Origin of the sequence: Streptomyces sp. col6 (assembly GCF_008042035.1) — a bacterium.
Classification (GTDB): Bacteria; Actinomycetota; Actinomycetes; order Streptomycetales; family Streptomycetaceae; genus Streptomyces.
Window position 1 is genome coordinate 135,191 of the sequence record NZ_RDBL01000006.1, and the last position, 13,857, is coordinate 149,047.

Below are 13,857 nucleotides of genomic sequence, written 5' to 3' on the forward strand. Positions count from 1 at the left end.
GCCGGGAGTTGGCGGCTGCGGCGGGGCGAGGGGAGCGGTCGGCCCGGTCGGCACGCCCAGCACCTCGGTCGCGGGTTCGGCCGGGGGCCCCGGCTGCGGTTCGGACACCGCGGCGGTCACCGGACCGGCCGGGGACGGCTTGGTCAGGGGCACGGCATCCCGGGGCACCGCGTCCTGCGGCTCCGTGTCCCGAGGCGCTGTGTCCCGAGGCGCTGTGTCCCAAGGTGCCGCGACCCGCGGGTCATCGCCCTGCGGCCCGCCGTCGCCCGCTCCGGCGCCGGAAGCCCCCGCGTCCGTAGGCCCGCTACCCCCCGGAGCCGCACCGGCCACCCCCGCATCCGCCGGTACCGCGTCCTCCGGGTCCTCCGAGTCGAGCAGTTCCACGGCATGGCGGCCGAGCTGGGCGATGAGCGCGCCCGGCAGCCAGGGCTCCGCGCTGTTGTCGTCGCCCGCCAGCAGGGCCAGGATGTCGTCCGTGGACGGCCGGGCCTGCGGGTCCTTGTGGAGGCAGCCCCGGATCAGGTCGTCGAGACCCGCAGTGACCCCGGTCAGGTCCGGGTCCTCCTGCGCGATGCGGAACAGCAGGGCGTGCATCTCGTTGGCCGCGGCACCGAAGGGGAGCCGCCCGGTCAGCGCGTACGTGAGCACCGATCCCAGACAGAACACGTCGCTCGCCGCGCTCACCCGCTCGCCCCGCACCTGCTCCGGCGACATGAAGCCGGGCGAGCCGACGAGCGCTCCGGTACGGGTGAGTCCGCCGTCGGTGACGGTGTCCAGGGCTCTGGCTATCCCGAAGTCGATGACGCGCGGACCGTCGATCGTGAGCAGGATGTTGGAGGGCTTCAGGTCCCGGTGGATGAGGCCGGCCGTGTGGATGGCCTTCAGGGCGTGCGCGAGACCGGCGCCGAGAATGCGGACGGACCGTTCCGGCAGGGGGCCGTACCCGCCGGCGGCCGCCCGGCCCGAGACGGTGGCGTGGAGGGAGGGCCCCGCCACATACCCGGTGGCGACCCACGGCACATCGGCCTCGGTGTCGGCGTCCAGCACCGGCGCGGTCCTGGTGGAGCCCACCCGGCGGGCGGCCTGCACCTCCTGCCGGAACCGGTCGCGGAATTCCTGCTGGGCGGCGAGTTCCTCGCGTACGAGCTTGAGCGCGACCGTACGGCCCCGGTCGGACCTGGCCAGATAGACCTGGCCCATGCCGCCCGCGCCGAGGCGCCCCAGCAAGCGGTACGCGCCGATGCGCTGTGGATCGGTGGACCCGAGCTTCTCCATGGTGTGCGGCCTCCCCCGTACGACAACACGCCGGACGGGGACGAGAATAGCGGCGTGGCCCGTCCCGTCGGGGCCCTCGGGGGCTCCTGACCGGTCCGGAGCCGGTCTAAGGTGACCCGGAACCGAATCGGGGAGGGGCGCCATGTGCGCGAGCGGAGCCGTCACCCGCAGCACCCTGCGTCAGCAGATCGCGGACGCGCTGCGCGACGAGGTGCTCGCCGGGCGTCTGCTGCCGGGGCGTGAGTTCACGGTGAAGCAGATCGCCGAGCAGTACGGGGTCTCCGCGACACCCGTCCGCGAGGCGCTGTTCGACCTGTCCGCGCAGGGCCTCCTCGAATCCGACCAGCACCGCGGGTTCCGGGTGCACGAGTTCACGGTCGCGGACTACCGGGCGATGGTCGAGGCCCGTGCCCTGGTCATGGACGGGGTCATCCGAGGCGTCTTCCACGATCCGCTGCCGGCGCAGCAGCCGGGCTACCGTGACGCGCTCGTCTCCGTACGCCGCCGCGCGGAGGAGGCCGCCCGTGCGGCACGCGGCGGGGACCTGGACATCCTCATCGGCTACGACCTGCGCTTCTGGCGGGAGCTCGGCGGGCTCATCGGCAACGCCTACATCAGCGACTTCCTGCACCGGCTGCGCGTGCAGGCGTGGGTGTTCGCCGTGCCGTACCTGCGGGGCGACACCGATATGCGCGACTGGCTGTGGAACGGCCATGCCGAGCTGGTCGCCGCGATCACGCATCGGGACCGCGAGGCCCTGCGCGCGGTGATTCACGACTACAACAGCCACGCGCTGAGCTGGGCCGACCGACTGGCCGCCCCGGGACCGGCCACGAGGGAGACCTAGGGGCGCCCCTGCCCCCGACGGGCACCGGGCACAGCGCCACCGCGCCCCGGGCCGGTCGTGAGCGACCTCTGTGCGCGCGGTGCCGGCCGCATTACGCTGGCCCGACCACCGCACGCCCCCGTTGGAGAGCGAGACTTCGTGGCCTGTGACCTGTGGCTGGTCCCCCTCGTCGATGTGCTGTGCCACAGCCCCGACAACCCCTTCGCCGAAGAGATCACCCTCTACGACAAGGCCCTGGGCGAGGCCGGACTGCCGCCCGTCCCCGTCTACGCCTACATGCCCGGACTCACCGGCGATGTGGCCCCGGTCGCGGGATTCGACTACGAGGCCCTGCACTTTCTGCGCCGCGCCTACCTGCTCCAGCTCAGCGGCCTCGCCGTCACTCCGGTCGACGAGCTGGGCGGGGACTACGAGCAGTTGCTGGAGATGTTCGAGCCGACGGCCCGGCAGTCGCATCTGGTGTGGCACTTCGACCACGCGGGTGCGTACGTTCCCCTCGACTTCGCCGCCCCGGTCTCCACCGACGACCTGCTGGCGGGCGGCGGCCCGCTCGGTTCGGCGCACGGGCTGCTGCGGGAGCTGGAGTTCGTCGCCCCGGCGATCGGCATCGACCCGGCGAACCCGCCGGCCGCCCCGCTGCCGCCCGCCGCACCGACCGAGCTGGAGGAGCCGGCGAGCTCCGTCCCGTACGACGACGACCCGTTCGCCCGGGAACGCCACGTCTGGCTCGGCCTGCACGCCGCGGCCACCCGCAGCCTCGCCCAGGGATCGATGATCGTCTTCAGCTGAGGCGGCCTCGTACCGCCCGGGTCCCCGTGCCGGTCAGCGCGGGGACTCCGGTGGCCGCTGCCTCGGCATGTTCGGCCGGCCCATGGACTGGAGCGGGAACCGGCCGGGAGCCGCCCCCTGCTCCGGGCGCCCGTTCCCCGAGCCGCCGGAGGCCAGGGCCTGCATCCCCAGCGGCGCGGGACCTGCCCGGAACTCCACCATCCAGTCGGCGGTCTCCGACCGTACGAGCTCCGTGATGTCCTCGGAGAAGCGCCGCAGCACGCCCAGGCACCGCTCGGTCGCCTCGCTCGCCGTGCCCTCGGCCGGGCCGAGCACCTCCCGTACGCACTCCGACGCCCAGTCGAACCGGAGCACCTGGAGCCGCCGCTGCACGGCCTGCGCGGTCGCGAGGTTCCTTATCCAGCCCGAGGTCAGGCCGAAGTACCGGTCGCACGCCATGCATGCGGCGCCCAGCAGCAGCGACAGATACCCCAGGCCGGCCGCACCGTGCAGCGCGCCGGTCAGGTCGAGCAGCGGCAGGGCGGCGCCCGCGACCACTCCGGCCGCCGTGCCCATCCGCAGGGCCCTGGCGCCGCGGCGCTTCCACAGCCGGTCGTTCAGATACCACTCGGCGGTGCGCAGCGCGTCCGCCTCAAGCCACCGGTAGAGCTCGTCGAGCCGCTGGGAGGGCTCTCCCCAGTCGCCCTGCGGGAACGGCTCCCCGGTCAGGTCACGGCCCCGCCCCGCACGGCCCTCGGCGCCGGAGCCCGTACCGGAAGGAGCGGCCGCACCCACCGGGCCGGACGCGCCGGACTTGCGGGGCGGCACTTCGGGCTGCATCTCCGGCTGACTCACCGGGGTACTCCTCTGCATGCTGCATAGCGACGCGTGCTCTCGACCGCGTACTCGACGACGGGGCGGATCTCTGCTCTGCTCCCTGGCTGCTCCAGCCCCCTGGACGCGACGGGCAGTCCCCCGTGCGTAACCATGCGTGACGGGAAGTATGCGCGTGCGTACCGGGACGCATGCCCTTCCTACCGCCGAATGGTGGGCCGTGGGGTCGAAATCGCGGTATTCCCGGGTGCGTACGGCCTCTGGTCAGGTATAGGAGTCCCGGCACCGTTCTCCCGAACTCACTCGAAAGAGTTGCTCCCCGGCGGGTGGGGCGCGCCGCCCGGGGACAACGTAGGCTCGGCGTACCGAAACATTTGTCGTCGAAATGCCTGGAGTGACCGTGATTCCCGGTGGTGGTCAGCCCAATATGCAGCAGCTGCTGCAGCAGGCCCAGAAGATGCAGCAGGAGCTCGCTCAGGCCCAGGAGGAGCTTGCCAGGACCGAGGTCGACGGCCAGGCGGGCGGCGGTCTGGTCAGGGCGACGGTCAACGGCTCGGGTGAGCTGCGCGGCCTGGTGATCGATCCCAAGGCGGTGGACCCGGAGGACACCGAGACCCTCGCGGATCTCGTCGTCGCGGCGGTCCAGGCGGCCAACGAGAACGCGCAGCAGCTCCAGCAGCAGAAGCTGGGCCCGCTGACCCAGGGCCTGGGCGGCGGCATGCCCGGCCTGCCGTTCTGACCGGCCGCATACCCAAGACCCTACGTACCCCCTACGGTACGTACCACGACTCAGCCGGCTCAGTCAGGAAGGCGTTCCGTTGTACGAAGGCGTGGTTCAGGACCTCATCGACGAACTGGGCAGGCTGCCCGGCGTCGGTCCCAAGAGCGCGCAGCGGATCGCCTTCCACGTGCTGCAGGCGGAGCCCACGGACGTACGGCGGCTGGCGCACGCCCTCCTGGAGGTCAAGGACAAGGTCCGCTTCTGCGCGGTCTGCGGCAACGTGGCCCAGCAGGAGGAGTGCGGGATCTGCCGCGACCAGCGCCGCGACCGGTCGGTCATCTGCGTGGTCGAGGAGCCCAAGGACGTCGTCGCGATCGAGCGGACCCGTGAGTTCCGGGGCCGCTACCACGTGCTGGGCGGGGCGATCAGCCCCATCGAGGGCGTCGGACCGGACGATCTGCGCATCCGCGAACTGCTGGCCCGTCTCGCCGACGGCTCCATCACCGAGCTGATCCTGGCGACCGACCCCAACCTGGAGGGCGAGGCCACCGCGACGTACCTGGCGCGGATGGTCAAGCCCATGGGCCTGCGCGTCACCCGGCTGGCCAGCGGCCTGCCGGTGGGCGGCGATCTGGAGTACGCGGACGAGGTCACCCTCGGCCGCGCCTTCGAGGGGAGGCGGCTGCTCGATGTCTGACGGTTCCGTCCCCGCATCTCACGACGGCTTTACGTTCAGCGCGGTTATCTTCTACTCACCGTCTCCGACCGTGCACACGGGAGGTCTCCTCGATGTCTGACGCCACGTTGAACACCGTCACGCAGGACCCCGGCGATTTCGCGGTCCAGATCGCGGACCAGATCAAGACGTTCATCGTCGCGGTCACCGAGGTGTCCAAGGTCGAGGAACCGGAAGAGGCTGTTCCGGTCCTGCTCCTCCAGGTCTCCCAGCTGCTGCTGGCCGGCGGCCGGCTCGGCGCGTACGAGGACATCCTCCCGGACGAGCGCTACGAGCCGGACCTGGGCGCCGAGCCGGACGCCGACGGCCTGCGCGAGCGCTTCGCGGCCCTCCTGGAGCCGATCGACGTCTACTCCGAGGTCTTCGACCCGTACGAGCCCCGCAAGGCGCCGGTCGCGGCCCGCATCTCGGACGACCTGGCCGACCTCGTCACCGATCTGCGCCACGGCCTGGCCCACTACGAGGAGGACCGGACCACCGAGGCCCTGTGGTGGTGGCAGTTCTCCTACTTCTCCAACTGGGGCTCCACCGCCTCCGCCACCCTGCGCGCCCTGCAGTCCCTCATCGCCCATATCCGCCTCAACCAGCCCCTCCAGGAGCTGGACGGCCTGGACACCGACCAGGACGCCGCCGACGACGACCTGGCGGAGGAGGCGGGCCGCGTCATGGTCGAGGAGATCGCGGGGCCGCTGGGCCTGCGGCCGGTGAAGTAGCGGCCGTCACCCAGCCGCGCCCCGTTGTCGGTGCGCGACACCTGCGAAGCCGGAGCGGATCGTTCCGCCCATGCTGGGGGCCGAGGTGCCGCGCGGGGCGGACGCGGACGCGGCGCGGCGTGTGAAGCGCCGCGGCGTTGCCCCGCCGCACCTGCGGAGCGTAGGAATCCGGCGCCCCGGCCCCGTGTGGGCTGGGCCACAAACGGGAATGCGTACGGGTCCGCTGGGCAGCAGCGCGGTACGAGCGGCTCGGAAGCGACACGCTGATGATCACGTGGTGAGCGGGACATCTCATCATGTGATATCAGCGCGGCGTTTCCGGGCTGCTCGTTAAACTGAGCCGACCGCAGTAATGGACTGAGCGAGGAGCGCACGTGGGCCTTGTCGTGCAGAAGTACGGAGGCTCCTCCGTAGCCGATGCCGAGGGCATCAAGCGCGTCGCCAAGCGAATCGTCGATGCCAAGAAGAACGGCAACCAGGTGGTTGTCGTGGTGTCAGCGATGGGCGACACGACGGACGAGTTGATCGATCTCGCCGAGCAGGTATCCCCGATACCGGCCGGGCGTGAGTTCGACATGCTGCTGACCGCGGGAGAGCGGATCTCCATGGCGCTGCTGGCCATGGCGATCAAGAACCTGGGACACGAGGCCCAGTCGTTCACCGGCAGCCAGGCGGGCGTCATCACCGACTCGGTCCACAACAAAGCGCGCATCATCGATGTGACGCCGGGCCGTATCCGTACGGCGCTGGACGAGGGGAACATCGCGATCGTCGCGGGGTTCCAGGGCGTGTCCCAGGACAAGAAGGACATCACCACCCTCGGCCGCGGCGGGTCCGACACCACCGCCGTCGCCCTCGCGGCCGCGCTGGATGCCGAGGTCTGCGAGATCTACACCGACGTGGACGGCGTGTTCACCGCCGACCCTCGGGTCGTGAAGAAGGCCCGTAAGATCGACTGGATCTCGTTCGAGGACATGCTGGAGCTGGCCGCGTCCGGCTCCAAGGTGCTGCTGCACCGGTGCGTAGAGTACGCACGCCGTTACAACATCCCGATCCACGTGCGCTCGTCCTTCTCCGGACTGCGCGGCACCTGGGTCAGCAACGAGCCGCAAGGGGACCAGCAGGTGGAGCACGCGATCATCTCCGGAGTCGCCCATGACGTCTCCGAGGCCAAGATCACCGTCGTCGGCGTGCCCGACAAGCCGGGCGAGGCCGCCGCGATCTTCCGCACGATCGCGAACGCCGAGGTCAACATCGACATGGTGGTGCAGAACGTCTCCGCCGCCTCGACCGGCCTGACGGACATCTCGTTCACGCTCCCGAAGGCCGAGGGCCGCAAGGCCATCGACGCCCTGGAGCGCAACCGCGGCGTGATCGGCTTCGACTCGCTGCGCTACGACGACCAGATCGCCAAGATCTCCCTGGTCGGCGCGGGTATGAAGACCAACCCCGGGGTCACCGCGGGCTTCTTCGAGGCGCTGTCCGATGCCGGCGTGAACATCGAGCTGATCTCGACATCCGAGATCCGCATCTCGGTGGTCACCCGTGCCGACGACGTCAACGAGGCCGTGCGCGCCGTGCATACCGCCTTCGGTCTCGACAGCGACTCCGACGAGGCAGTCGTGTACGGGGGCACCGGCCGATGACCGCACGCCGCCCTTCGCTCGCGGTCGTCGGCGCGACCGGGGCGATCGGTGGCGTCATGCTCCAGATCCTCTCGCAGCACGCGGATGTCTGGGGCGAGGTCAGACTCGTCGCCTCGCCGCGCTCGGCCGGCCGCAAGCTGGTCGTCCGCGGTGAGGAGAGCGAGGTCCTCGAACTCACCGAGGACGTCTTCGACGGCGTCGACGTGGCGCTCTTCCTGGTGCCCGCCGAGGTCTCCGCGCGATGGGCCCCGATCGCCGCGTCGAAGGGCGCCGTCGTCGTCGACGACTCCGCGGCCTTCCGGACGGACGGCGACGTTCCGCTCGTCGTGCCCGAGATCAACCCGCATGCCGTGCGGATGAGACCGCGCGGCATCGTCGCGAACCCCAGCTGCACCACGCTGGCGCTGATCGTCGCCGTCGGCGCCCTGCACGCCGAATTCGGCCTGCGAGAGCTGGTCGTCTCCTCGTACCAGGCCGTCAGCGGCGCCGGACGCGACGGAGTCGCGGCACTGCGCGAACAGTTGTCGATGGTGGCCGGCACCGAACTCGGTACGAAGCCGGGCGACGTACGCCGCGTCGTGGGGGACACGCACGGCGGCCCGTTCGCCGCGCCGGTCGCGCTCAACGTCGTCCCCTGGGCCGGGACGGACGCCGGGGACGGCTGGTCGTCGGAGGAACTGGCCATCCGCGACGAGTGCCGCAAGATCCTCGACCTGCCGGACCTGCGGGTATCGGCGACCTGTGTCTACGTACCCGTCGTCGCCACGCACTCGATGTCGGTGCACGCCCGCTTCGAGAACGAGGTCGCGGTCGACCGGGCCCACGAGATCCTGGCGACGGCCCCCGGAGTGGTGCTCTACGACAGCCCGGGTGCCGGCGACTTCCCCACCCCCTCGGACGTGGTGGGCACCGATCCGACCTGGGTCGGCCGGGTCCGGCGCTCGCTGGACGATCCCCGGGCACTGGAACTCTTCGTCTGCGGCGACAACCTCCGCAAGGGCGCGGCACTCAACGTGGCGCAGATCGCCGAATCGGTGGCCGCCGATTTTCCCCGGTCCTGAGCAGCCGTGATCATGAGGTCCGGATCGAGCCGGTTTTGTACTTTCTGTGAACGGCCTGTGAGCAACTTGCTGGTCTGAACCTCTTGAGCTGGGCAGTCGCCGTGACCGACGATGACCTTTCGGTTCGTTGCAACCGCGGGTCGGGCGCCAGGCGTCTAAGCGGTCACTTCTTGCGCGGCGGGGCGCATGTGCGAGGCATCTGGGGAAGAGCGGGTACGTATGAAGGCATATCGCAGGGCCTCAAACGCGGTGCCGTATGCGTACAACCCTGACGGGGGGAAGCGTGTCCAACTGGCGTGGCAGAGGTTCTCGATATCACAGTGGTGGGCCCCTTGCGCGGCGCTTCGGTGCGACCGCTCCGACGGGCCCGTGCAGCCGGCGGCATGCCGGTGATCGCCCCCATGCCCGCCGCACGCCGGACGGGGCTGCCGACGCAGCGCGAGGGCGCTGAGGAGAGCGTGGCAGCCGGAACCACCGTCGACCATCTCACCGAAACCTACCGCGCCCACTACCGTTCGCTGCTGGGCCTCGCGGCCCTGCTGCTGGACGACACGGCGTCCTGCGAGGACGTCGTGCAGGAGGCGTTCATCCGCGTGCACTCCGCGCGCAACCGGGTCCGCGAGCCCGAGAAGACCCTCGCGTATCTGCGCCAGACCGTGGTCAACCTGTCCCGCTCCGCGCTCCGCCGCCGCATCCTCGGGCTGAAGCTGCTCTCGAAGCCGATGCCGGACATGGCGAGCGCGGAGGAGGGCGCGTACGACCAACTGGAGCGGGACGCGCTGATCAAGGCGATGCGCGGCCTGCAGAGGCGCCAGCGCGAGGTGCTGGTCCTGCGCTACTTCGCGGACATGACCGAGGCTCAGGTCGCCGAGACGCTGGGCATATCCCTGGGCTCGGTCAAGGCGTACGGGTCCCGCGGCATCGCGGCCCTGCGCGTGGTGATGGAGGCGCAGGTATGAGCCGGCGCGGCGATCACCACGATCACGAACACGAACGGGACCCGCGGCACGGGGGCCGTAACGGATACCGACGCGGCCCCTCGCGCGGTTTTCCGCTGAACCGGACTGGGAACGGAACTGTGAACCACGGGCCGGAGAGCGTTCCTTACGCGGGTGGCGACGAGGAACCCGGTGCGCGTCCCGCCGGGGGTCCGGGCGCCGGGGAAGGCGACACGGCGGGCTTCACGACCCCGGCCGATCTGTTCGGCGACGGGCTCTTCGGCGGAGGGGGCGGCTCCTTCGGCGGCGGTTCGTCCGGCGGAGGCGGGTCCTTCGGTGACGACGGCGACGACGAGGACGCGCTGCGCCGCATGATGCGCGGTGTCGTGCAGGGACTGGAGCCGAGCGAGGGCAGCCTCGACCGGCTGCAGCGGGCGGTGCCCGCCCGGCGCGCCCGGCGACGGCAGGCCTTGGTCGGTGCGGCGGCCGCCGCATTGCTGATCGGCACCGCGGTCCCCGCGTTCGTCCACGTCGCCAACTCGGAAGGTTCGAGCACCGCCAGCCCCGCCATCGCCGGCCACGGTGAGCAGGCGCAGGGCGGCAACGGCGACGCCGCCGGCGAGGACTCCGGAACCGGGGGCGGCGGCGAGAGCGGCGGCGGGCACCCGGACGGCGGCCAGGGGCTTCCGCAGGCCACCGCGACCCCGACCGGCAGCGGTGACCAGGGGCCGGCCGGCGACACGACCGGCGCGACCGCCGACCCCGCCGTCAGCGCGGAGGGCGTCATGCCCGCGTGCGATCCGGGCCAGCTCGGCGTGAGGTCGGCCAGTACGGGTGCGGCGGGTGCCGACGGCACGGTGTACGGGACCTTCCGCATCGCCAACGTGTCCAGCAAGGACTGCGCGGTGAACAGCGGTGGCACCGTGGGCTTCGAGGCGATGGGCGCCGCCGACCCGGCCCGGATCGTGGTCGTCCGGCACACCGAGGGCGACCCCGCGTCGGGTCTGCCCAGTCCGGCCACCGAGGAGGCCACCGTCCTGCTGAAGCCGGACATGGTCTACGAGGTGCAGTTCGCCTGGGTCCCCAAGGACACCTGTCCGACCACCGGCGGCTCTCCCTCCCCGACACCGACGGACGCCGCGGCGGGCGCCGGCAGCGGCGGCTCCGCCGGGGCGGCGGCGGCCGGCGGGACCGGCGAGAGCGACACGGGTACGGAGGCGCAGTTCGGCACCGCCGACGGGGCCGGCCCGGCACAGGGCAGCATCTCCGTGCAGCACACCCCGGAGCCGGGTGCGCCGGTCGCCGCGACCAAGATCGACAACGCCTGCGCGGGCACGATCTACCGGACGGGAGTCCTGGAACCCTCGTCGTAGGGCGGTCGTAGGTGCGCTCGTAGGCGGAGGGGCGTGGGGGCGGAGAGGTCAGAGCGGGGCCGGGTGACGGCCTTCCGGCCGTTCACGCCCCGGAACGGGCCTCCGCCTCGCCCGGCGCCGCGGCCCCCGGCGTCTCCGCCTCGGGGACCAGCCCCAGCTGCACGTCCCGGGCGGCCTCCGCCTCCCGGCGCAGCAGCCGGAACCACATGAAGACCACGAACGCGGCGAAGACGAACCACTCACCCGTGTAGCCGAGGTTCTGGAAGGCCTTGAGGTCGAGCCCCCCGCCCACCGGCGCGGCTGCCGGGACCGGACGCAGCGCGGTAGCCGCCCCGGACCGGGCGGCACCATCGGTCGTGTCCGCCGGAGTGCCCGTGGCGCCCGCGGCCTTCTCGGAGCCGCCCGCGCCGCTCTTCGGAAGCGTCACCCAGGCGTCGTACACGTCGTACGGCACGAGGTTGACGAGTGACGCGGCGCTGATCATGCCCACCTGGCCGTCCGGCAGCCCGCCCGTCGCGCCGACCCCGGCGGTGCCCGCGTTCTCCGACGCCTGGAGGTCGCCGGTCACCGTGACCCGGCCGGACGGTGCGTGCGGCACCCTCGTCTGCCCCGGCTTCCCGGGCAGCCAGCCGCGTACCACCGGCAGAGCCTTGCCGCTGTCGGTCCGCAGCATGTCCAGGACGTAGAAGCCCTTCCGGTCGTCCAGCTCGCGGCCGGGCACCAGGAAGCGGTCCGCATACCGGCCGGTCGCCGTGGCGGGCCGGCCGGAGGTCTCCGTGTCGACGGGCAGCAGCTCGTCGAGCGGCCTGGCGGCCCGGGTGCCCGGAGCGGGCTGCTTCTCGGCGGCCTCGTGCGTGTGCACGCGGTCCTCGAAGCGGCCGAGCTGCCAAGTGCCCATGAACACGCAGAACGGGATGGCCAGCACGACGAAGAGGTTGATCCCCCACCATCGCGGGGTCAGCAGGAACCGGTACACCCCTCCACGGTACGGTCCCCGCTCCGGCCGGACGGAGCGGGGGCACCCGGAAAGCCGCCCTTTATCCGCCTCCTACGCGCCGCCCACCGGTGCCTCCTCACCCGGAGCGACCGGGTCCCCGGGCCCCGCGGGCGAGACCCCCGCCAGGTGCCGCCGGGCGAAGTCGAGCTCCAGCCGGACCTGCTTGATGCGCTCCTCCACGACGAGCGAGCCGTGCCCCGCGTCGTACCGGTAGACCTCGTGGACGGCGTCACGGCCCTTCAGCCGGTCCACGTAGTTCTCGACCTGGCGGATCGGGCAGCGCGGGTCGTTGACGCCGGCCGAGATGTAGACGGGGGCCCGCACGGCCTCGACGTACGTCAGGGGCGAGGACGCCTCGAACCGCTCGGGCACCTCCTCCGGCGTCCCGCCCAGCAGCGTGCGGTCCATCGCCTTCAGGGCCTCCATCTCGTCGTGGTACGCCGTGACGTAGTCCGCGACGGGGACCGCCGCCAGGCCGAGGGCCCAGTCGCCGGGCTGCGTACCGAGGCCGAGCAGGGTGAGGTATCCGCCCCAGGAGCCGCCGGCCAGGACCAGCTTCGCCGGGTCCGCGAGGCCGGACTTCACCGCCCACTCCCGCACCGCCGCGATGTCCTCCAGCTCGATCAGGCCGACCCGGTGCTTGAGCGCGTCCGTCCAGGCCCGCCCGTATCCGGTCGAGCCGCGGTAGTTGACCCGGACGACCGCGTAGCCGTGGTCCACCCAGGCGGCGGGGCCGGCCGCGAAGGCGTCGCTGTCGTGCCAGGTGGGGCCGCCGTGGATCTCGAAGACGGTCGGGAAGGGCCCCTCGGCGGGGGCCGGCGGACGCTGCACGAGCGCGTGGATCCGGCCGCCCGGCCCCTCCACCCACACGTCCTCGACCGGCACCGACGCCGGAGCCCTGGCCCCCGGCGGGTCGAGCACCACCGAACCGGTCGTGGAGCGGACGACGGGCGGCTCGGCCGCCGACGACCACAGGTATTCCACCGTCCCGTCCGGCCGCGCCGTGGCACCCGAGACCGTGCCGGTGGGCGTCTCCACCCGCACCAGGCGGCCGTCGGCCGCGGCGGGCTCGTACCGCCACAGCTCGCTGCGGGCCTCGAAGCCGTGCTCGACGAGCAGCGCGGAGCCGTCCGGATACCACTCGGCACCCACATCGCCCGGCAGATCGATGGCCAGGTCCGTCTCCGTGCCCGCCACCGGGTCCCAGATCATCGGCTCCCAGCGCCCGCGCCTCTGGTGGCCGACCAGCAGCCGGGTGTCCCCGTCGACCGGCGCGAAGCCGAGGACCGCGAGGCCCAGCTCCTTCGTACCGCCCTCGGTGTCGTCCAGCTCCGCGACCGTCGTCCCGTCCGGCCGCACCACGCGCAGCGCGGAGTGCATCGCGTCCCCGTGCTCGGTGTGCTCCAGGGCGATCAGCGTCCCGTCGTGCGACAGGTCGCCGACCCCGGCCGACTCGCGGTGCCGGTAGATCTCCACGGGGGCCGCGCCCGGCCGTACGACGTGGACCGTCGTGCCGTCCTCGTCCGTCGAACGGCCGATCACCGCCGTGTTGTCCCGGCCGATCGCCAGCCCGGCCGGGTAGGACGCTTCGAGGCCGGGCGCCGCCGGCTCGGCCTCCACGTCCGCACCGCCGTGGAACGGCCGGCGCATCCACACCCCGAACTCGTCCCCGTCGGTGTCGTTGAACCACCACACGGCCTCGCCGTCCGGAGTCAGCACGCCGTCCGTCGTCCCGTTCGGCCGGTCGGTCACCTGGCGCTGCTCACCGGTCGCCCGGTCCCAGGTGTACAGCTCGTAGGTGCCGGTCGCGTTGGAGACGAACAACGCGCGGTCCGGCGCGTCCTCCGCCCAGTCGGGCAGCGACACCCTGGGAGCCCGGAAACGCTGCTCCCACAGGGGGACGGATGCGGTCGTCGACGAACCAGTGGCCTCAGTCATGACCCCATTC

General features: G+C 72.1%; 13 protein-coding genes. 9 read left to right on the plus strand and 4 right to left on the minus strand.

Annotated features, from left to right (window positions below; genetic code table 11):
- Positions 1–1,275: serine/threonine-protein kinase (locus EAO73_RS04560; protein ID WP_224756181.1), on the minus strand; the 1,275-nt coding region annotated here is incomplete at its 3' end.
- 142 nt (positions 1,276–1,417) lie between these two features.
- On the opposite strand from EAO73_RS04560, the gene EAO73_RS04565 reads away from it, so the two are divergent.
- Positions 1,418–2,122, plus strand: coding sequence for a GntR family transcriptional regulator (locus tag EAO73_RS04565; protein ID WP_147970207.1), 705 nt, complete (start codon positions 1,418–1,420; stop codon positions 2,120–2,122).
- Positions 2,123–2,260: 138 nt separating this feature from the next.
- Positions 2,261–2,911 (plus strand): hypothetical protein, encoded by a 651-nt coding sequence (locus EAO73_RS04570; RefSeq protein ID WP_147970208.1) that lies wholly within the window; start codon positions 2,261–2,263, stop codon positions 2,909–2,911.
- A 33-nt stretch (positions 2,912–2,944) separates the two neighbouring features.
- On the opposite strand, the gene EAO73_RS04575 is transcribed toward EAO73_RS04570, so the two are convergent.
- The gene (locus EAO73_RS04575) at positions 2,945–3,745 is read right to left on the minus strand and encodes an SLATT domain-containing protein (protein WP_376557473.1); all 801 of its coding nucleotides are present in this window, start codon (positions 3,743–3,745) and stop codon (positions 2,945–2,947) included.
- 379 nt (positions 3,746–4,124) lie between these two features.
- On the opposite strand from EAO73_RS04575, the gene EAO73_RS04580 reads away from it, so the two are divergent.
- The 7 genes from EAO73_RS04580 to EAO73_RS04610 all read left to right on the plus strand — a co-directional run bounded on the left by EAO73_RS04580 (position 4,125) and on the right by EAO73_RS04610 (position 10,912).
- Positions 4,125–4,463, plus strand: coding sequence for a YbaB/EbfC family nucleoid-associated protein (locus EAO73_RS04580; protein WP_147971381.1), 339 nt, complete (start codon positions 4,125–4,127; stop codon positions 4,461–4,463).
- Between the two features lie 79 nt (positions 4,464–4,542).
- Positions 4,543–5,142 carry a recombination mediator RecR gene (recR, locus tag EAO73_RS04585; protein WP_018514171.1) on the plus strand — a complete coding sequence of 200 codons (600 nt, stop codon included), beginning with the start codon at positions 4,543–4,545 and terminating at the stop codon, positions 5,140–5,142.
- A 92-nt stretch (positions 5,143–5,234) separates the two neighbouring features.
- A complete protein-coding gene (locus EAO73_RS04590) occupies positions 5,235–5,894 on the plus strand; it encodes a DUF5063 domain-containing protein (protein ID WP_147970209.1) in 660 nt (219 codons plus the stop codon).
- Positions 5,895–6,268: 374 nt separating this feature from the next.
- Positions 6,269–7,540: an aspartate kinase gene (locus EAO73_RS04595; protein WP_147970210.1), complete on the plus strand. Its 1,272-nt coding sequence runs from the start codon at positions 6,269–6,271 to the stop codon at positions 7,538–7,540.
- A complete protein-coding gene (locus tag EAO73_RS04600; RefSeq protein WP_147970211.1) occupies positions 7,537–8,601 on the plus strand; it encodes an aspartate-semialdehyde dehydrogenase in 1,065 nt (354 codons plus the stop codon). Before EAO73_RS04595 ends, EAO73_RS04600 begins: the two co-directional genes overlap by 4 nt.
- 383 nt (positions 8,602–8,984) lie before the next feature.
- Complete coding sequence (locus EAO73_RS04605) at positions 8,985–9,560, plus strand: SigE family RNA polymerase sigma factor (RefSeq protein ID WP_147970212.1); 576 nt, start codon at positions 8,985–8,987, stop codon at positions 9,558–9,560.
- A gap of 119 nt (positions 9,561–9,679) precedes the next feature.
- Positions 9,680–10,912, plus strand: coding sequence for a hypothetical protein (locus EAO73_RS04610; protein WP_147970213.1), 1,233 nt, complete (start codon positions 9,680–9,682; stop codon positions 10,910–10,912).
- A gap of 82 nt (positions 10,913–10,994) precedes the next feature.
- On the opposite strand, the gene EAO73_RS04615 is transcribed toward EAO73_RS04610, so the two are convergent.
- Together EAO73_RS04615 and EAO73_RS04620 are read right to left on the minus strand one after the other, a co-directional pair.
- Positions 10,995–11,888: an SURF1 family protein gene (locus EAO73_RS04615; RefSeq protein WP_147970214.1), complete on the minus strand. Its 894-nt coding sequence runs from the start codon at positions 11,886–11,888 to the stop codon at positions 10,995–10,997.
- 72 nt (positions 11,889–11,960) lie between these two features.
- Positions 11,961–13,847, minus strand: coding sequence for a prolyl oligopeptidase family serine peptidase (locus EAO73_RS04620; protein WP_191133933.1), 1,887 nt, complete (start codon positions 13,845–13,847; stop codon positions 11,961–11,963).
- Positions 13,848–13,857: the final 10 nt, after the last annotated feature.

Bases quoted from the DNA above. Each gene is read 5' to 3' on its own strand.
- EAO73_RS04605 (WP_147970212.1), top strand. From the start codon at position 8,985: ATGCCGGTGATCGCCCCCATGCCCGCCGCACGCCGGACGGGGCTGCCG.
- EAO73_RS04620 (WP_191133933.1), bottom strand. From the start codon at position 13,847: ATGACTGAGGCCACTGGTTCGTCGACGACCGCATCCGTCCCCCTGTGG.
- EAO73_RS04590 (WP_147970209.1), top strand. From the start codon at position 5,235: ATGTCTGACGCCACGTTGAACACCGTCACGCAGGACCCCGGCGATTTC.
- EAO73_RS04600 (WP_147970211.1), top strand. From the start codon at position 7,537: ATGACCGCACGCCGCCCTTCGCTCGCGGTCGTCGGCGCGACCGGGGCG.
- EAO73_RS04565 (WP_147970207.1), top strand. From the start codon at position 1,418: ATGTGCGCGAGCGGAGCCGTCACCCGCAGCACCCTGCGTCAGCAGATC.